This is a genomic window from Pontibacter sp. GD7, assembly GCF_058216375.1.
The window spans coordinates 18,305-38,601 of record NZ_JBYZMP010000007.1 but is presented as its reverse complement, the minus strand read 5'-3'; the positions used below and the strand labels follow the sequence as shown (position 1 = coordinate 38,601).

General features: G+C 48.9%; 11 protein-coding genes. 7 read left to right on the top strand and 4 right to left on the bottom strand.

Annotated features, from left to right (window positions below; translation table 11 throughout):
- Window positions 1-12 precede the first annotated feature (12 nt).
- Window positions 13-2,838: an FAD-binding and (Fe-S)-binding domain-containing protein gene (locus AC4BAP_RS12225; RefSeq protein WP_490582941.1), complete on the top strand. Its 2,826-nt coding sequence runs from the start codon at window positions 13-15 to the stop codon at window positions 2,836-2,838.
- A gap of 425 nt (window positions 2,839-3,263) precedes the next feature.
- Here AC4BAP_RS12225 and AC4BAP_RS12220 read toward each other — a convergent pair whose 3' ends face one another.
- The 3 genes from AC4BAP_RS12220 to AC4BAP_RS12210 all read right to left on the bottom strand — a co-directional run bounded on the left by AC4BAP_RS12220 (window position 3,264) and on the right by AC4BAP_RS12210 (window position 8,241).
- On the bottom strand, window positions 3,264-4,007 hold the full coding sequence (locus AC4BAP_RS12220) for a DeoR/GlpR family DNA-binding transcription regulator (RefSeq protein WP_490582940.1): 744 nt from the start codon (window positions 4,005-4,007) through the stop codon (window positions 3,264-3,266).
- 84 nt (window positions 4,008-4,091) lie between these two features.
- Window positions 4,092-5,264 (bottom strand): acyltransferase family protein, encoded by a 1,173-nt coding sequence (locus AC4BAP_RS12215; protein WP_490582939.1) that lies wholly within the window; start codon window positions 5,262-5,264, stop codon window positions 4,092-4,094.
- 118 nt (window positions 5,265-5,382) lie between these two features.
- Window positions 5,383-8,241, bottom strand: coding sequence for a serine hydrolase domain-containing protein (locus AC4BAP_RS12210; RefSeq protein ID WP_490583103.1), 2,859 nt, complete (start codon window positions 8,239-8,241; stop codon window positions 5,383-5,385).
- A 433-nt stretch (window positions 8,242-8,674) separates the two neighbouring features.
- Here AC4BAP_RS12210 and AC4BAP_RS12205 point away from each other — a divergent pair, with 433 nt between their 5' ends.
- From AC4BAP_RS12205 to AC4BAP_RS12190, 4 genes are all read left to right on the top strand, one after another.
- Window positions 8,675-9,604, top strand: coding sequence for an N-acetylmuramoyl-L-alanine amidase (locus AC4BAP_RS12205; RefSeq protein ID WP_490582938.1), 930 nt, complete (start codon window positions 8,675-8,677; stop codon window positions 9,602-9,604).
- Between the two features lie 77 nt (window positions 9,605-9,681).
- Window positions 9,682-11,667, top strand: coding sequence for a glucosamine-6-phosphate deaminase (gene nagB, locus AC4BAP_RS12200; RefSeq protein ID WP_490582937.1), 1,986 nt, complete (start codon window positions 9,682-9,684; stop codon window positions 11,665-11,667).
- 303 nt (window positions 11,668-11,970) lie between these two features.
- Window positions 11,971-15,363 carry an aldose epimerase family protein gene (locus AC4BAP_RS12195; protein WP_490582936.1) on the top strand — a complete coding sequence of 1,131 codons (3,393 nt, stop codon included), beginning with the start codon at window positions 11,971-11,973 and terminating at the stop codon, window positions 15,361-15,363.
- 53 nt (window positions 15,364-15,416) lie between these two features.
- Window positions 15,417-16,631: a CapA family protein gene (locus AC4BAP_RS12190; protein ID WP_490582935.1), complete on the top strand. Its 1,215-nt coding sequence runs from the start codon at window positions 15,417-15,419 to the stop codon at window positions 16,629-16,631.
- A gap of 83 nt (window positions 16,632-16,714) precedes the next feature.
- On the opposite strand, the gene AC4BAP_RS12185 is transcribed toward AC4BAP_RS12190, so the two are convergent.
- On the bottom strand, window positions 16,715-17,329 hold the full coding sequence (locus AC4BAP_RS12185) for a hypothetical protein (protein WP_490582934.1): 615 nt from the start codon (window positions 17,327-17,329) through the stop codon (window positions 16,715-16,717).
- Window positions 17,330-17,644: 315 nt separating this feature from the next.
- Between AC4BAP_RS12185 and AC4BAP_RS12180 the strand changes: the two genes are divergently transcribed.
- Together AC4BAP_RS12180 and AC4BAP_RS12175 are read left to right on the top strand one after the other, a co-directional pair.
- Window positions 17,645-19,153: a sensor histidine kinase gene (locus tag AC4BAP_RS12180; protein ID WP_490582933.1), complete on the top strand. Its 1,509-nt coding sequence runs from the start codon at window positions 17,645-17,647 to the stop codon at window positions 19,151-19,153.
- Window positions 19,154-19,430: 277 nt separating this feature from the next.
- Window positions 19,431-20,108: a LytR/AlgR family response regulator transcription factor gene (locus AC4BAP_RS12175; protein ID WP_490582932.1), complete on the top strand. Its 678-nt coding sequence runs from the start codon at window positions 19,431-19,433 to the stop codon at window positions 20,106-20,108.
- Window positions 20,109-20,297 lie beyond the last annotated feature (189 nt).

The window sequence follows — 20,297 nt, the reverse complement described above, 5'->3', positions numbered from 1 at the left end:
GAGGACTCTCCGATGGAAATACAACAGCTTTTGGAGAGCATTTTGCCAAAAGCGCGCATCAGGGCACGACTGATCGATGTGGTGTCCTATGCTTCTGACGCTGGCTTTTATTACCTGCGGCCAAAGGCGGTGGTGCAGCCAGTTTCAGAGGACGAAGTAAAGCAACTCTTCGCTTTCTCGCATCAACATAGAATACCATTAACTTTCCGTACAGCTGGAACCAGCTTATCAGGGCAATCCATCACGGATGGTATACTGGTTGACTTGAGTCAGTTCTGGAACAAAGTACAGGTAGAGCAGGAGGGTTCTCAGGTTCGGGTGCAACCTGGCGTTATCGGAGCAATTGTAAACACGCATCTTCGCCCGTTCAAACGCAAGATCGGCCCAGACCCGGCAAGTATAAATTCTGCGATGGTGGGTGGTATACTCTCTAACAATGCCAGTGGCATGTGCTGCGGTGTTAGCAAAAACTCTTACCATACCACTAAATACATCCGGTTTATACTTCCGAACGGCAACAGCTATACTACAGAAGCAGAAGCTGACTATACCCGTTTCGAGACTGAATGTCCGGAGCTTTTCCATACTTTGCTTGAGTTAAGGCAGCAGGTACAAACTAACCCTGAACTGCACGACATCATCCGGCACAAGTACAAAACCAAGAACACGGTTGGTTACTCTGTTAATGCCTTTATCGACTTTGAGCACCCGCTGGATATACTGGCACACCTCTTAATTGGTGCAGAGGGTACGCTAGGGTTTATTGCCGAGGCTGTACTTAACACCGTTCCAGATTATCCGGCTAAATCCACAGCCCTTTTATACTTCCCTGATATTTATGCCGCCTGCCAGGCCATAGTACCTCTAACAGAGGCCGGAGCGGAGGCAGTTGAGTTGATGGATAAGGCGTCGTTGCGCTCGATAGAGCATATGGCCGGGGTGCCTTCCGTGATCAAAACGCTTCCAGATAAGGCGGCTGCTTTGCTGGTGGAGTTTCAGGCGATCACACCGGAGGAGGTGCAGGAGAAGATTCTGAATTTTATGGCTATGGCTCCGGAACTGGCCTTGCTGGAGCAGCCGGTATTTACCACCGATGCAGCGGAGCAGGCTTTGCTTTGGAAAGTGCGTAAAGGCATGTTCCCGGCGGTGGGTGCGGTGCGTGCCAGTGGTACCACGGTGCTTTTAGAAGATATTGCCGTGCCGGTTGCCAAACTGGGCGATGCCATACTTGACCTGCAGGAACTTTTCCGGAAGCATAGTTACGCCAATGCCATAATTTTCGGCCATGCCAAAGATGGCAACATACACTTTGTAGTTACCCAGGCTTTCGACTCGCCTTCGGAAGTGGAACGTTATGACCGCTTTATAAAAGAGGTGGTGGAATTGGTGGTTGGCAAGTATAAAGGTGCCCTTAAAGCTGAGCACGGCACGGGCCGCAACATGGCGCCATTCGTGGAAACAGAGTGGGGCCCTGAGATCTACCAGATCATGCGCAGGCTGAAAGAAGTGGTAGACCCGGAAAATTTGCTAAACCCGGGTGTGATCATCAACCATGATAAAAACGCGCACATCCAGAACCTGAAGGAACTGCCGAAGGTAGAGGAAGAGGTTGACAGGTGCATGGAGTGTGGTTTCTGTGAGCACAAGTGCCCGAGCCGCAACATTACCCTCACCCCACGTCGCCGCATTGTGGTGCGCCGTGAGTTGCTGAATTTAAAAAGAAAAGGGGAGAAGCAGGAACATGCGGAGCTGCTGGACCAGTACCAGTACGACGGCCTAGATACCTGTGCCGTGGATGGACTTTGCGCCACTGCCTGCCCTGTAGACATTAACACCGGTGACCTGGTAAAACGCCTGCGCCGCGAAAGTCACAACGATTTTGCGAATAACCTGGCCCTGCTAGTAGCCAAGAACTTTAAGCCTGTGGCCGTCACGGTTAAGTTTGGTTTAAATGCCGGAGCAAGTATAAACAGGCTTTTCGGTGCCAACACCATGGCAAAGCTCACAAAATCTGCAAAAGGTATCATCCCCGAATTTCCACTCTGGACAAACGAACTGGCTCCGGCTCAGGGGGTTAATGCTTTGATAAAAAAAGCTGACATTCCAGTTGATGAAGCCGAGGTAGTATACTTTCCGACTTGTATCTCACGCACGATGGGATCGCCGGAGGGAAGTAAGAAAAGCATCATCGAGACGTTTATCAGCGTGTCGGAGAAGGTGGGCATTAAATTTACCATACCGAGGGATGTGCAAAGTAGCTGCTGCGGACAAATTTACTCCTCCAAAGGGTACAGCAAGGCCTTTGCCTACACCGCCAACGAAACCATCAGCAAAGCATGGGAGTGGACAGACAGAGGCCGCCTGCCATTAATTTTAGACATTACCTCCTGCACCTATACTTTGCAGAACTGCCGCCCAGTGCTTACCCCCGAAAACAGGCAAAAGTTCGATGTGCTCAAGATCATCGACAGCATCGACTACATCGCTGATTTTATACTTCCGAAAGCAACAGTGCTGAAGAAGAAAGACAGTGTAGTAGTGCACCCGGTTTGCTCGCTGCAAAAGATGGGCATCGAAACCAAATTTGTAAGTATAGCCAAACAGCTGGCACAAGAGGTAACAGTACCGATGCACGCAGGCTGCTGCGGCATGGCCGGCGACAGGGGCTTCCTGGTACCCGAACTAACGGCATCTGCTACTGCACCGGAGGCAAACGAGGTAAAGCAGCGTGAATACGACGGCTACTACTCATCGGCCAAAACCTGCGAAATGGCCATGACGGAGGCTGTAGGCAAGAACTATGAGTCGATCGTATACTTACTTGATGCTTGTATCTAATTTCGTTATTCGTTGTTAGTTGATCGTTATTGGAAAATCTAGAGACGCGATTATCGTTATTTGTTTTTAGTTATTCGTTATTGGAAATTGTAGAGGCGCAATATTTTGCGTCTTGCTGGCTCCAAGGCGATTTCAGTCACAACCAAGGATGTTCTGGCGCAAGTGTTAAACGCAGTATCACTTGTGACTTTACATGAAAGGAAGTCTTCAGACTTCCGTGTGCCATACTTTATACTTTCGCAAGTCTGAAGACTTGCCGCTATGCACCGGCACAAGTGACACTTCGTTTAACACTTGCGCCAGGAATATGCTTGAATAAAATTCTTAAGCTATATAAATCCAGCAAATCCTGAACCTGACAGAATAAAATAGGGCCCGCTCTATACCAGAGCGGGCCCTATTTTATATATTACAGTGCAATGCAGTTACACAACCGTAACCACCTGGGCATATTCACTCAGGAAATTGTCTTTTGGGCTTAGGTCGGTGATGAGGTAGTGGATGGCGCTCAGGTCGCATACTTTCATGTTCTGGTTCGAGCCCAGCTTTTCCGCGATGCTCATGATGGCTGTTTTCTTAGCAGCGCGTATCATGGCTTTCTTCACCTGCACCACTTCCCAATCCGAATCGGTAAGGCCGTCGGCCATAGAAAGGCTGTTTGTGCCCAGGATGCAAAGGTCTACTTTGATCTCTGCCAGCTGGTTAATAACCTGTGAGCCGATGATGATCTGAGAGCTTTTGGAAAGCTGACCACCCAGCAGAATTACGTTGCTGTTAGAGCGTTCGGCCAGCTCAAGGGCTACCAAGGGGCTAACTGTAAAGAAGGTACATTTCAGGCTGTCCGGAACCATACGGGCCACCTCAACCATCGTAGTGCCACCACCAACCAAAACCGTCATGCTGTCCTGCAGCATGTTCACTACTTTGCCCGCAATCTCCTTCTTCGACTCTTTGGCGTATACTTCTACCTGCTGAAAAGGGTAATGGAATGATTTGGAAAGGGCGCCTCCGTGTACTTTCAGGATCTTGCCGCTCTCAGCCAGCTCATTCAGGTCTCTCCGGATGGTGTCTTCCGAAACATTCAGTTTCAAACTCAGGTCCGATGAAAGTACCTTATTGTGTAGGTTAATCTGCTTTATAATAAAAGCCTGCCGTTCTTCCTTTAGCATTCTGCGAATCTCATAGTATCAAAATCAAATATAAGATATTTTCTATTAAATCAACAAAAGTACAAATCCGAATATCAGGCAATGCTATACTTTCACATAGATCTTGTTCCGGTCCATCCAGTAACCTACGGCCCACATTACCAGCATGTAGGATAGGGCAAACAGGAGGGAAGCCGTCTCACCCTCGGTCCAGGTTAGAAACAATTTTTCGTAAAGCCATTTCTGTAAGCTTATTTCCCCGATCCGGATAAAGTTAAGCAGCTTGATAACCAGGGTGGCCAGGGCAAAGATAAAGAGTGGGTTCTTGCCAAACGCCTCAAAAAACTTTGTCCATTTAGTAAGCCCAGCCACTTCTATTACAAGTATAAGTCCGGCAAGTATAAGCAGGCTCAGGCCAACCGAGTGCAGCACATAAGAACTGGTCCAGAGCGGCTTGTTGATTGGGAAGCTCATATCCCAGATCAGGGCAATAACTACGAGCACAGCACCAGTAAGTGCCAATTTTACTATGGTGTTCAGGTTATTGCCATTTTTCTGGATGAAAATCCCAGCAAAATAACCCGCAATCACATTCACTGTGGCAGGCAGTGTGCTCAGCAGTCCTTCCGGATCGAATGGAATACCAAAGCCTTTGTACAGGTTCTCGTCAGAGATTAACAGGCTGTCAAACTTTAGGGCGGCATTTCCCTCCAGGCTATACGGATCAACGGGATTCCCAAAAAAGTACATTACTGCCCAGTAGCCTAAAAGTATAATGGCACTGAAAATGGCTGCCCCTTTCAGTTTAAAATAGTGAATCACCAGAGAGGCTATGAAATAGCACAGGGCAATGCGCTGCAGTACTCCCATAATGCGCACAGCGGTAAAGTCTTTCAACACGATCTCGCCTTCGGTGCGGGTAACAAACGGGAACAGGTGCAGGAAAAGGCCGATCAGGAAGATAAGGGCAGTGCGCTTGAACACCTTTTTCAGGAATGTACTTTCTGGTTGGCGCTCAAACTTGCGCATGCTGAAGCTCATGGCATTGCCCACCACAAACAGGAACGAAGGAAAAACCAGGTCGGTTATGGTGAAGCCATGCCAGGCCGCATGCTTGAACGGTGCGTAAATGGTGCCCCAGCTACCAGGATTGTTTACCACAACCATCAGCGCGATGGTCAGGCCCCGGAGTACGTCCAGCGAAAGGTATCTTTCGTAGGTGCTGTTTGTAAGCAGGCCTGCCTCGGTTGTGTTGCTTACCATAATAGTCTTGTTCATGGTGTATGATTTTTGAGCTCAGATGTTTTTAAGCAAAAAGCATAGTTTTGATTTTGTACCAGTGGCGTTAATATATAAAGAAAATAGGTCGTTCAGGATAACCGGAACGACCTATTTCTTACTTGGTTACTGCTGAAGCTTCAGCTTTTACAGTTTTGGATTTCTCAATGGCATCGTACACTACCTGCAGCACATTGGTTCGGGTGTTAAGCTTGCTCAACTTTGGGTTCTCACGTGTTGGGTTTACGCGGTTACTCAGGAACACATACACCAGCTTGTTTACTGGATCTACCCAGGTATAAGTTCCGGTAAAGCCAGAGTGGCCGAAGCTCTCTGCCGATGCAGAAGGTGCCGCATTGCTGTTCTGGGCACCCGGCTTGGAAGGCCTGTCGAAGCCCAGTGCACGGTAGTTACCCTGGTCGCAAAACTGGCATTTTCCAAACTCGCTTACTGTGTTACCTGCAATATATGTTTTGTTCGCATACGTGCCGTCGTTCAGGTATAGCTGCATTAGTTTAGCCACGTCGTTGGCGTTGCCAAACAAACCGGCATGTCCGCTAACACCTCCCAGCATGGCGGCGCCTTCGTCGTGCACGGTGGTGTGCAGCAACTGTGCCCTGAAGTGCGGCTCATACTCTGTTGGTACGATCTGAGATGGCTTGTAGTGTTTGTAAGGGTTAAATGTAAGCGAGGTGGCCCCAATCGGCTTGTAGATGTTCTCTTTTAAGTATGACTCAAACTCCTGCCCGGTGATGCCTTCCACAACCTTTGGCGCAAGTATAAACGACAGGTCGCTGTACACATAACCCGGCTTTTCGTTAAGCGGCGACTCAGCAATCTCTTTGTAAATCTTGTTGGCATACTTGCGGTGGATGTACAGGTTGTTCGCCACTTTAATCGGGAAACGTGCCGAGGAATCTGCTTTAAAAGTAGCCCACTTAAACTTGCCATTCTTCTTTACAGTCTCTTTCCAGAAAGGTATCCATGCTTTTAAAGCGGCCTGATGGGTAAGAATATCTCTGTACTTCAAGTTCTCTTTGTTAGAGCCTTGCATCATGGGCAGGTAGGAGCCAAGCGTATTGTCTACGTTAAAGCGGCCTTCGCCTTTCAGCTTCATCAGGGCAGCAAGCGAGGTAGAGATCTTTGTAACAGAGGCCAGGTCGTAAAGGTCGGTGTTCTTAACGGCAGTCTGGTTGTCGTACGTATGGTAGCCAAACGCTTTCTGGTAGATCACCTTGCCGTCTTTTGCCACCAATACCTGTGCCCCTGGGGTAGCTTTCTCGCGTATGGCCTGTGCTACTACAGAGTCGATACGGGCAAAGTCCACCGTTTTTAATCCAACAGCTTCCGGCGAAGTATAAGCCAGGCGAAGATTGCCTTGCGTTATCATGCCATCACCAATCTTAAAGGCACTGGAAACATTTACCGGTAACTTGCCCTTGGCACCTACACCACCAAAAATGATCTGAGATACTACATCCTGTGCCAGTGCATTTTCCTGGTAAGCTGTGATCACGGCGTTTGCTTTGTCCACGCTCTCCAGGTGCGCCAGGCTGTACACATTGCCAAAAACGCTTACTATCGTTTTCTGGCTGCGGATAAGGTCTTTCAGGAACAGGTTCATCTCGGCGGTGATGCCAAAATTGCTGCTGCCGGCTTTCAGGTTCAGTTTATGAACACCTGCAACTACTAAGTTATACTTTGCCAGCTGTTCTTTCAATTTCTGCAGGTCGGCAAGTGTAGCTGTTGGTGTGAGGTAGTACGTGTCCACGTTGGTATAGCGCGCCAGTCCTCTCTGGAAATCTGTTTCCTTGTCAGTACCAATAGCAAGTGCCGCAATGCGCATGGTGTCCAGCGTCTGAATAGGAAGTATGTTTTGCTTGTTGCGCAGCACGGTAACGGAAGCCTCCATCAGCTGGCGGTTCAGGTACTCGGCATGTGGGTTGTTCAGGTCTGCAATCAGGTTCTTTGTTTCGATTGGCTGCCATTTGTCAAGGCCCATCCATAGTTTGGCGGCCAGTACTTTACGCACTCTGAAATCAATTTCCTCTTGTGTGATCTCTTTGTTCGCGATGGCCTTTTTAACCTCCGCGATGGTGGTTTTCACGTCCATGGTATTCAGCATCACGTCGTTGCCGGCAACTAAAGCTTTCACATCCACCACTCCAGGAGGATAGAACTTAGCAACTCCCTGCATGTTGAGTGCATCGGTAAACACCAGACCTTTATAGTTCAGCTCATTTTTAAGCAGGTCCGTCACAATCTTTTTAGACAGGGTAGAGGCCAGGTTTTTGGTATTGTCCAGTACCGGTATGTTCATGTGCGCTACCATCACACTGCCCAGACCATTTTCCATTAGTTGGCGGAATGGGTAAAGTTCAGTAGAGTCGAGGCGGATGCGGGAGAAATGTATTACCGGTAGACCATAGTGTGAGTCTACGTTGGTGTCGCCGTGGCCCGGAAAGTGCTTGGCGCTTGCCAATACGTGGTTGTCCTGCATGCCCTTCATGTAGGCAATGGATTTTCGCGCCACGTTATACTTGTCCTCGCCAAAAGAGCGGAATCCGATAACGGGGTTGTTGGCGTTGTTGTTAATATCAACGGTAGGGGCAAAGTTTATCTGGATGCCCATGCGCTTGCATTGGCGGGCAATTTCGGCACCCATTTCGTAGAGCAGCTTTTCGTCGGTAACGCCACCCATGGTCATTTGGTATGGGAAGCGGATGGTGCTGTCCAGGCGCATGCCAAGGCCCCACTCGCCATCTATGCTTACCATCAAGGGCACTTTGCTCTCAGCCTGGTAGCGGTTGGTCATCTTAGCTTGCCTCACCGGTCCGCCCTGGAAGAAGATCAGGCCACCCACCTTATAGGTCTTGATCAATGTACTGATTGAGTCGATGTGCGCCTGGTTCTTGTTGGAGTACACCGGAATCATGATCAGCTGCGCAATGCGCTCTTCTGGCGTAAGGGTTATCATTACTGAGTCAACCCATTTAGACTGAAGCCCAGCCAAAAACGCAGGGTCTCTTACTGGATCAAAAGCCAGGGCTGCCGGTTTAGCGGCAGAAGTCTTGCGGATTTTTGAGCTTTTTGTCTGAGCCTGCAGGGTATTCAGGCTTAATAACCCTAAAAGTATAAGCGTCAGAAACGGGACAGAATATTTTTTCAAAGCTAAAAATGTATAAAATGGTTTGATTTACTGCAATATAAGGCTTTTTACATGTTTTATATTTTTATTTGCAGGATATTTTTTAATTCCGGCAAATAAAAGCAATATTGGGGTGTGAATCTGTGATGCCCCAAACTTTGGTAAAGCTAGCGAAAAGGCAGCATATACCTGATTGCCCTTAAAGGGTAAATATTGTTTGGCAGCATTCAGAGATAAAAACAACAGAGCTTACATATAAGGTATGATGCGTTCAGCAATAAAGGCATTTCTGGTTGTGGCCACCGGGCTAATAGTAGGCGCGTGTGCCACCAATCCGTATGCGGCCACGAACAAGGTTTACAAGAAACAGGCCAAAGTATATGCCCGTACTCTGTATGCCGTACCGGAGCCTGCACCTGAAAGTATACCTTACCCGCAAGGTGACCAATGGGTAGGTGCCACGAACTTTAACATGCGCAAGCCAAATTTCGTGATCATACACCACACGGCGCAGAACTCAACAGCACAAACCCTTAAAACGTTTACAACTCCGGCCACCAAAGTAAGCGCACATTACGTAATAGGTCGCGACGGCAAGGTATACCAGATGCTGAACGATTACCTGCGTGCCTGGCATGGTGGGGTGAGTAAATGGGGCAATAACACAGATATCAATTCCTCTTCTGTTGGGATTGAGCTGGATAACAATGGGTTTGAACCATTTGCCGAGGCCCAGATCGCCAGCTTGCTGGGAGTACTGGAAACACTGAAGAAGAAACACGACATACCAGCCGCCAATTTTATAGGGCACTCCGACATTGCACCAACACGCAAAAATGACCCCAACCCGACTTTCCCCTGGAAACAGCTGGCAGAAAAGGGATTTGGGCTGTGGTACGATGCTGATGCGCTGGATAGTGTGCTGGTAGCAAGCTCATACTTCGACTCTACTGCTGTGGCGGATAAAAGCATTTTGCAACCGGAACTTTTGGTGTTGAAGCATGAGCCAAAGTATAAAGTGCCCGACAACTTTAACCCAAAGGATGCCCTGCGCATTATCGGGTATGATGTGCGTAACATGGATGCCGCGATTAAGGCCTTCAAGCTGCATTTTATTCAGTCGGAGGTAAATGCCACACTAACGGAGAAAGAAAAACTTATACTTTACAATTTATACCTGAAGTACTTGTAGATCGAGTTTCGTGTATAGAGGGATCTTTTAACTGATCAGCTTTAAGAAGGACAAGGGTTTGAGCACTACTTTTAAATATGCTTTTGTTCGAACACGAAATACGACAAACGACCAACGATAAACGAATAACGAATTTGAAAGCTATGGCTCGATTAAACCTCCTGGAGGAAACACGTTTTGAGAAGCTCCCGACCACGATCTATCCGGACCAGAAGATAGCATCCGTAAAAGTGGCGCAACGTATTGCCAACCTGATCAAGCGAAAGCAGGAAAACAACGAAATGGCTGTGCTTGGGCTTGCCACAGGTGCCACGCCTGTTGGGGTGTATGCCGAACTGGTGCGCATGCACCGCGAAGAGGGACTGAGCTTTAAGAACGTGATCACCTTTAACCTGGACGAGTACTACCCGATGCAGCCAACCGCTGCTCAGAGTTACGTAACGTTCATGAACGAAAATCTTTTCGATCACATCGATATAGAAAAAGACAACGTGCATATTCCGGATGGTACCTTGCCGCTTGACGAGATACATGACTACTGCCTGGGGTATGAGCGTAAGATAGAGGCCGTAGGAGGCCTGGATCTACAGATTCTGGGTATTGGCCGTACGGGCCACATCGGTTTTAACGAACCGGGTTCTGCACCTAACTCTGGTACGCGACTGGTAACCCTGGACGACCTGACCCGCCGTGATGCCTCCCGTGATTTTGGTGGTAAAGAGAACGTGCCGCGCAAAGCCATTACCATGGGTATCGGTACCATTTTTAAAGCCCGCGAGATCATCTTGATGGCATGGAGCGGTAAAAAAGCGCCGATCATCAAGAAAGCAGTTGAGGGTGAGATGTCGTCGGATGTGCCGGCCACTTACCTGCAGCTTTCCGATAACGTGGAGTTTATACTTGACATGGATGCCGCCTCGGAGCTTACCCGCTTTAACACGCCATGGCTGGTTAAGGACTGTATTTGGGATGATGCCCTGATCAAGAAAGCTGTTATCTGGCTGTCTAAAACAGTGAACAAGCCTATCCTGAAGCTGACTGACGAGGATTACAACAACCACGGTATGGCGCAGCTGGCAACAGAAAAAGGTCCGGCATACAACATAAACATCGACATTTTTAACAAACTGCAGCGCACCATTACTGGCTGGCCAGGCGGTAAGCCCGGAGCCGACGACAAACAGCGTCCGGAGCGTGCCGAGCCTGCCCAGAAGCGAGTGGTTATTTTCTCGCCGCACCCCGACGATGATGTGATCTCGATGGGTGGTACGTTTATTCGTTTGGTAGACCAGGGCCACCATGTGCACGTAGCTTACCAGACCTCAGGCAACACCGCCGTTTGGGACGACGACGTGCTGCGTTACATGGAGTTTGCCATTGACTTTAACAACAGCATCGGGCAGGACACCAGCAAACTGGACACAATTTACAATAACATGCGCTGCTTCCTGCAGGACAAGCAACCAAACCAGCTGGACCCGAAAGAGATTCGTGATGTGAAAGCTTTTATCCGTAAAAGTGAGGCCATTTCGGGTGCTCGCTATGCCGGATTGCCTGACGACCACATCCATTTTATGGCACTGCCTTTCTACGAAACAGGCAAAACAGTTAAGAACCCTGTAACGGAAGTGGATGTGCAGCTGACCATGGAGCTGTTGCAGAAAATTAAGCCGCACCAGGTCTTTGCCGCCGGCGACTTTGCCGACCCGCATGGTACGCACATTGTTTGTTTCAGGATTGTGGAGGAGGCCCTGCGCAGGCTGCTTAAAACAGAAGAGTGGGCACATGATTGCTGGCTGTGGATGTACCGTGGTGCATGGCACGAGTTCGAGACGCATGAGATCGAGATGGCCGTGCCGTTGTCGCCGCAGGAAGTGCAGCGCAAGCGTTTCGCCATATTCAAGCATCAGTCGCAGAAAGACCGCCCGGTGTTCCCCGGCGACGATGAGCGTGAGTTCTGGGTAAGGGCCGAAGAGCGCACCCGCGAAACAGCCCAAAGCTACGATGCCCTGGGGCTGGCAGATTACGAGGCCATGGAGGCCTTCGTTCGATGGAAATTTTAAGTTAGTTTTTTTATTTGATTAAGGGGAACTTCCTTGTGTGGTGTTGCGGGGTTTTAGTAAGATTACCTGCACGCCATACCTGGAAGTTAAATCTTGCCTCTGTGTTCTTTGGCGTGCCACTCGTGCGCGCTATTTCTTTTGTTACCCTTCTTGCTCGGGATCTTCACCCAATTCGCCAGTTTATACTTTGTAGGCAAACTTATTGCATTGGTACTACTTATCTGGTCCGAATCCGGTAGCAACATGGCTACCACATTAACTTAAAAAACACTACCTTAGAGTAGCACGCGTTACTTTAATCATATGAGCATCAAAAGCCGCATTGTAATCTTTGTACTAAGTATACTTTCCACGGTAATGGTACCGGCGCTGGGGCAAACTGTATCCTTGATTCCGCAGCCGGCTAAGCTAATTATGCAAAAGGGGAGCTTTACAGTTACCGCCAATACCAAAATATATATTGGAGAGAAGAATGCCGAGCTGCAGCGGATAGGCAAACAACTAGCCACTGAGTTAAAAGAGAAAACCGGTATACAGCCGGAGTTAATCGAGCGCAAACCCGGCGCCAAAAATACAAACCTGATCTACCTTACCCTGCAGGGTGCCCCGGATACGCTTGGCGCTGAAGGCTATACTTTGAACATAAGCCCAGGCCGTATCACGCTGGCAGCCAATAAGCCTAACGGCATTTTCTGGGGTATGCAAACCATTAGGCAGTTGTTGCCGGCTGCACCTGCCACGGCCACTGTAGCAGTACCCGCCCTAAGCATAGTAGATAAGCCTCGTTTTAACTGGCGTGGCATGCACCTGGATGTAGTGCGCCATTTCTACCCGGTGGAGTTCGTGAAGCAGTACATCGATTACCTGGCCATGCACAAGTATAACACCTTCCATTGGCACTTGACCGATGACCAGGGCTGGCGCATCGAGATAAAGAAATACCCGAAACTGACCCAGGTTGGCGCATGGCGCGACAGTACCCTGATTGGGCATTACTGGGACCTACCACAGACCTACAAAAAAGAGCGCCACGGAGGATACTATACCCAGGAAGAAATTAAGGAAGTGGTAAAGTATGCCCAGGAACGTTACATTACTGTAGTACCCGAGATCGAAATGCCGGGCCACGCTTTAGCGGCGCTGGCTGCTTACCCTGAGTTATCCTGCACAGGTGGCCCGTTCAAGGTAGAGTCGAAGTGGGGGATTTTTCATGATATTTTCTGCGCCGGCAACGAGCAGACCTTTACCTTTTTGGAAGATGTGATGACAGAGGTACTGGCCCTGTTCCCGAGCAAGATCATTCACATCGGCGGCGACGAAGCACCGAAAACCCGTTGGAAGGCCTGCCCGAAGTGCCAGGCCCGCATAAAACAGGAAAACCTGAAGGATGAGCACGAACTGCAGAGCTACTTTGTGCAGCGCATGGAGAAATTCCTGAATGCTAAAGGCAGAACCATCATCGGCTGGGACGAGATACTGGAAGGCGGCCTGGCACCCAATGCCTATGTAATGTCGTGGCGCGGTACCAAAGGTGGGATTGAAGCTGCCAAACAAAAGCATTATGTAGTGATGACACCGGGCACGCATTTATACTTTGACCACTACCAGGGAGAGCGTGAACTGGAACCGATTGCTATCCACGGTTACAACCCTCTTGAGAAAGTATACCACTTTGAGCCCACACCGGCAGAGTTATCAGCAGAAGAGAAGAAATTTATACTTGGGGCGCAGGCCAATGTCTGGACAGAGTACATCCCGACGACATCCCACATCGAATACATGATCATGCCGCGCATGGCTGCTTTAGCGGAAGTGCTCTGGACGCCAGCAAACAAAAAAGACTGGGAAAGCTTTAAGAACCGCATGCAGCAGCAGTATAAACGCTATGATGCTATGGGGATAAACTATGCCCGCAGCCCGTTTAATGTGCGGCAGCAGCTTAAAGTAAATCCAGAGAAGAAAATGTTGCAGGTCAGCTTTACAAACGAGGCGGCCAATACCACCATTCGCTATACCCTGGATGGCACAGTGCCAACATCGTCCTCAATGATTTACAACAAACCCTTTACCCTGAACAAAACCGCAGTAATCAAAGCAGCATCGTTTGTGGATGGGAAGCAAGTGGGCAAGGTCAGTAGCAAAACGTTTGATGCGCACCTGGCTTTTGCGAAACCGGTAACGCTTACAATGCCCGCACATGCCAGCTATAACAACAAGGCCAGGCTAGTGGATGGCCTGAAAGGCTCTACTGACCAGACCGATGGCCACTGGACAGGCTTCCTGGGTACTGACATGGAAGTAGTGCTGGATTTGGAGGAAGTAAAGTTGGTGTCAAGGCTTAGCGCCTCTTTCATGCAGAACATTGGCTACCGCATTTTTCTGCCTGCCCAGGTAACCTTTGCCGTGTCTGAGGACGGGAAGAATTACAGAACGGTAAAGGAGATCGCAAACCCCGACCCCACGGCGGAGGAGGGTATACTTACCCGAGCTTACAAGGCTGTTATCCCGACCATAAAGGCGCGTTATATCAAAGTGACGGCAAAGAACGTGGGGGTTAGCCCTGCCAAATACCCGTCGGCAGGTCAGAAAACCTGGCTCTTTTCTGATGAAATTACCGTAGATGATGAATCGAGCAATGAAGCCTTGCTGCCCATGGGAAACACAAAAACACCTTTCGGAAAGGCCCCAGACGGGGAAGAAGTATACCTGTACACGCTGCATAACCGGAACGGGGCGCAGGTGTGCATCACCAACTATGGCGCCATCGTTACCTCCGTTACCGTGCCGGACAAGGACGGGCAGATGGGGGATGTGGTGCTGGGTTTTGACAACGTGGCCGGCTATATACCGAACGAGCCGCACTTTGGCGGCATTGTAGGCCGCTTTGCGAACCGGATCGGCAAGGGCAGGTTCACGCTGGACGGCAAAGTGTATAAACTGGCGGTGAACGATGCGCCCAACCACCTGCACGGGGGCCATGTGGGCTTCGACAGGGTGGTGTGGCAGGCCGAGGAACTGCCGGGGCAGAATGCGCTGCGGCTCACCTATCACAGCAAGGACATGGAGGAGGGCTACCCCGGCAACCTGAGGGCAACTGTAACCTACACCCTGACCGAGGACAACGGCCTGAAGATAGACTACGAGGCCACCACAGACAAAGCCACCCCCGTTAACCTGACCAACCACAGCTACTTCAACCTGAGCGCCGGTAAGTCTGAGACCATACTTGACCACGTGCTGCAGCTAAACGCCGACAAGTATACCCTTACTGACAATACCCAGATCCCGACTGGCGAGCTGGCCTCCGTGAAGGGCACGCCATACGACTTTACCACGCCGCAGCAAATTGGCAAGCGCCTGCACGGTGCCCGGGAAAAAGGCTATGACCTGAACTATGTGCTCCGGAACGGGAAGGATGGCCTGAAGCGCGCGGCCACTGTGTATGAGCCAGGCTCGGGGCGCGTTCTGGAAGTATACACCACCCAGCCAGGTCTGCAACTGTACACAGGCTACCACCTGAAAGGCGACCTGACCGGGAAAAACAAAGCGCCTTATGTTCGCTACGCCGGCCTTTGCCTGGAGGCGCAGCACTACCCCGACTCTCCCAACAAACCCGGTTTCCCATCTGCTATCTTAAGGCCGGGGGAGAAGTACAGGCACACCACAATCTACAAGTTCGGGGTGAGGAAAGAATAATACTGCTGTGGCTGCCCATCCAAATTGACGCCGCGCAAGTATAAAAGTATACCATGTTATGGGTATCAGTTATACTTGTGATCGCCGCTGCTTTGCTGTCCGGATGCCAGGAGTCGGGCAAGGTAGCCGGCAAGCCGGGGCAACAGAGCGCACCTTCGCAGTCTTCTGTGCAAATCAGGTTATTCTTGTGCGGCGATGTGATGACCGGAAGAGGAATAGACCAGGTGCTGCCCAACCCGGTTGACCCGCGCATTTATGAGTCTTATGTAAAAGACGCCAGGGATTATGTGCGGCTGGCAGAGCGCGTAAATGGCGCCCTCCCGAATAAGTTAGATTACAGCTATATCTGGGGAGATGCCCTGCAAGCATGGCAACGCCTCAATCCCGATCTCCGGATCATCAACCTCGAAACCAGCATCACTACACACAACCAACCATGGCCCGGTAAACAGATACAGTACCGCATGCACCCTGAAAACGTGAAGGTGCTTACTGCCGCTAAAATAGACTTTGCCTCCCTCGCCAACAACCATGTACTGGACTGGCAGCGGCCGGGGCTGACACAAACGCTGCAAACCTTAACAGGGGCCGGTATTGCCCACGCCGGGGCCGGTGAAGACCTGGCAGCTGCCCGGAAACCTGCCATATATAGAACCAAAGCCGGTAGAGTGATCGTGCTGGCCTATGGATCGGAGTCCAGTGGGATACCGCAGGAATGGGCTGCCACGCCACGGCTGTCTGGTGTTAACGTTTTGCCAGACCTGAGTGCCCAGACCCTGAGCATGATAAAGCAGCAGGTGAAGCAGGTAAAACAACCTGGCGATGTGGTGGTTTTTTCGGTGCACTGGGGAGATAACTGGGGCTACGACATTCCGGCTGCCCGGCGCAGCTTTGCGCATAAACTGCTGGATGAGGCTGGAGTAGACCTGATCCACGGACATTCTTCACATCATCCGCTGGGTATGGAGGTGTACAAAGATAAGCTGATCCTGTACGGTGCCGGAGATTTCATTACCGACTACGAAGGCATACAAGGACACGAGGAATATCGTGGCGACCTGACCCTGATGTATTTCCCTGACCTGGACCCTACAACCGGCAAACTGCTGGCGTTGCACATGGTACCAATGCAGGTTAAAAATTTCCGGCTAAACCACATGAAAGCAGACGATGTAGAATGGCTTGCCAAGGTGCTGAGCCGTGAATGCCAGAAGCTTGGAACTGATATAAAACTAAACGAAGATTATACTTTGAAGCTAACCTGGTAAGCTCATTGGTATACGGCAGAATTAAAAAAAGCAGGCACAAAAGAGTACCTGCTTTTAGCGTATGTTAAGCCAGTAAAGTATACCTACAATACCTCCAGGGCCACGATCTCTTTTATGTTGTAGTAGTTTTTAGCAGACGGAATGTATACTTCAATTTCATTCCACTTGATCTTCAGTTTTTTGCCAGCCAGCTTGCTGTTGTCGTTCATGAAGCTTTCTGAACCCGGAAACTGACGCAGCCAGATAAAAGATCTCTCTTTGTTTTCACTGTCTGTAAGCACAAAGTAGTTAAAATCTTTGGTTTCGATTCTTTTCAGGCGGCCTTCCGTTGTTCCTGACGAAGTATGGATATTCTCTTTTTCAACCATCGCCACAGATAATTTTAAAAAGGCCTGGCAGTTCTGTGTCAGCAGGTTCTTGCCAATGTCTGTTCCGATGGTGCGCATAGCAGCCTGGTCTGTAAAGTCGGCGTTCCGTTCTTTTGCCAGGTCCACGATCAGGCTGGACTGTTGTGTAAAACAGTCTACAAAGGCTTGCTCGGCATCTTTTTTCCCGTTGATCTTTTCCAGGTCAACTTTAGAGATACAGTCGCAGATGTTGTCGGTAACCTTTTGCTCAACAGGCCCCGGGCGGTTTTGAGCCGATACGCCGGAAATGAATAGAAGCAAAAGGGTGGGAAGAAGTAAAAGTTGTTTCATATGAGGTTAAGTATGTTAAAAGTGCAATATAGTATAATTACTTCACTTGGTGTTATGACTTTGGATGGTTTCTGGCATTAGTAAGGGCAAAGTATAAATTAACTTAATGGCGTGTTAAACCCCAACCTCGCAGCGTTCCCGAAGAATTTCGGGAACGCTGCGAGGACAGTAGGCAATGCCAGCAAGCTTTTAAGGGCTTTAAAAGCTGCTGTTAATGGGATGTTGCTTGGGCGGTTTCCATCACAAATTCTAACACATTCGTCACATTTTTTATTTTTACTTTATACATTCCTTTATCATTGTTCTATGAATGATATGACATTAAAAAGCTATATCGCTGAGCCGATCCACCGCCACAAGGTGGAGTTTTGGGCAGCCACTACCATTTTTGTTTTTGCCTTGTTTTCGCTGGCTATAGGCGTTAGCCCTAACAGGTACTTATTCAGAGAAGCAGGAATAGAGTATAATTACTACGAGCATTTTTTTGTTCCGCAGCTTTTCAGATACCTGCTGCTGTACCTGGTGTTTCTGTTTGCCAATTTTGTGCTGGTGCCAAGGCTGCTCAAAAAGCAATCCCTGTGGCTGAACGTCTTTCTGACGCTTCTGACTTTTGTGGCCGTTGGCTTCTTTGTCGGTATTATGGATACTTATACCAAAGGCTACCTGTTTGCCCGGTTTGAGTCGGCGGATCATACCTATAATTACATCTTCCAGCAAAGCTTCCACTATGCCTTCTGGCTGCTGCTGATGCTGGGGCTTTATACCGGCATCAAGTATAGCGGCATGTACCTGCTTTCAAACTCATCTATTATAGAGTCAAAGTATAAAATTATAACACGGGATGTGCTCACTGCTTTTGTTGCCTGGATGGTGAGCGTGTTTCTGTTGTTGGTGCTTAATGTTGATGAGAACCTGACGGTTTCCTGGGGACTGGTATCACTGAGTGCGCTGGTGCTTTACTGTGTGTCTTTTTACACGCTTCTTCCGAAGGCAATGCATAAAAAGAAGCCCTTCAGGTACTACGCCCTGATCAGTGGCTTTATACTTTTGTTATCTTATTTGCCGGTGTCGTTCCTGATGATGCTGCTGATACAGGATGAAGAATCAGCTTTGGGTATCAGCTTTTTTAATGCGGTGTTTCACCTGTTCATAACTGTGCCTGCCACCTGGTTTTTATTTAAGCGCCACTTAAAAGGGAATGCAGAATTATTTGTTCTGAAAGAAGAACTGGGCAAGTCTACGGCCAATCTCGATTTCCTGCGCTCTCAGATCAATCCACACTTTTTGTTTAATGCCCTTAACACGCTTTATGGCACAGCGCTGCAGGAAAACAGCGAACGCACGGCACAAGGCATACAAATGCTGGGTGATATGATGCGCTTTATGCTGCACGAAAACCTGCAACAGAAGATATTGCTCTCCCGGGAGATTGAGTACATGCGCAACTTTATTGAGCTGCAAACCCTGCGTACTTCGGCTTCTCCGAACATAAGTATAGAAACCAAGATACAGGATGTGGTAACAGATAAGTTTATTGCTCCTATGTTGCTGATACCATTTGTGGAGAACGCCTTTAAGCACGGCATCAGCCTGAAGCATAAGTCCTGGATCAGGATAACACTGCATGTTGCCGGCGATAAGTTATACTTTGACGTGTACAACAGCATACATGCCAAGCATGAGCAGGATCCGGAGAAAGACAAATCGGGAGTTGGGCTGGTAAACGTGAAGCAGCGCCTTGGGCATTTGTACCCAGGCAAGCATGAGCTGATGATCAGGGAAACTGCAGAGGAATATTTTGTGCACCTGACGCTGCAGCTTTAGGTTTTAGCTTACTGTTTATCCGGATTTCACTGCTTTTTACGGATAAAAAGAGCTTGTTGGTATAAAATAGTAGTATGTATAAAAATAGTACCTTGCAATACATAGTATGTAAAGTATATTTGTAACACCAATTAACCATCAAAGATTTACAACTATATAAATTATCGCTTTTAACTCGACTTGGTAATTAGCTTTGGAGTCGGAGTGAAAAGGTTTGCTGATAACATAAAAATAAATATTTAGTACCTTAAGCTGGTAAGAACAAAGGATAAAACAAATGAAGGCAATTGCAGTAGACGATGAACCATTGGCATTGGAAGTAGTAAGAAACCTGGCATCTAAGGTTCCATACTTAGACCTGGTGGCCAGTTTCACGGATGCCTTCCAGGCCCTGGAGTACCTGCAAAAAGAGCCTGTAGACCTGATCTTTCTGGATATTAAAATGCCTGACATTACAGGACTGGAGTTTGTGACCAGCTTACAGCGAAAGCCGCTTGTGATCTTTACCACAGCTTATTCGGAGCATGCGGTTACCAGTTTTGAGCTGGATGCCATTGACTATTTGCTGAAGCCTTTTTCGCTGGCCCGCTTCGTGAAAGCCTGCAACAAAGCGCAGGAGCTATACCTGCTGCGTAATGGTAATGCAGCAGATGCAGCCAAAGATTACGTGTTTCTGAAAACCGGTTATGAGCAGGTGAAGGTGCATTTTAATGAGATTTTATACTTAGAGGCCGCTGGCAACTATGTAACGTTTGTGCTGGAAGATAAAAAAGTGCTGACACGCATGACCATTACGGAAGCAAGTGATATGCTGCCAACGGATAAGTTTGTACGTGTGCACCGCTCTTACATTGTTGCCAAAGACAGGATAGATAAAATTGAGCGCCACCAGGTGTGCATTAAAGGAAATGAAGTACCGGTTGGCGCATCGTATATGCAGCAGCTGCAAGTATAAATTTCGCTTAAAACAGAGTACAGCACTATTCGCCCTTAGTGCTGGTGAATAATAAGGTTAGTTGTTTGTACGAGGCTCCACTTCTGCTCCTGTCAGAAAGAAGTGAGTTGACAAGATATTCCCCTTTTTGGAGGGGCAGGGGTGGGTACGCCTTTTTTCGAACACATAAAGCAGTTGCTCTTCCAGTTG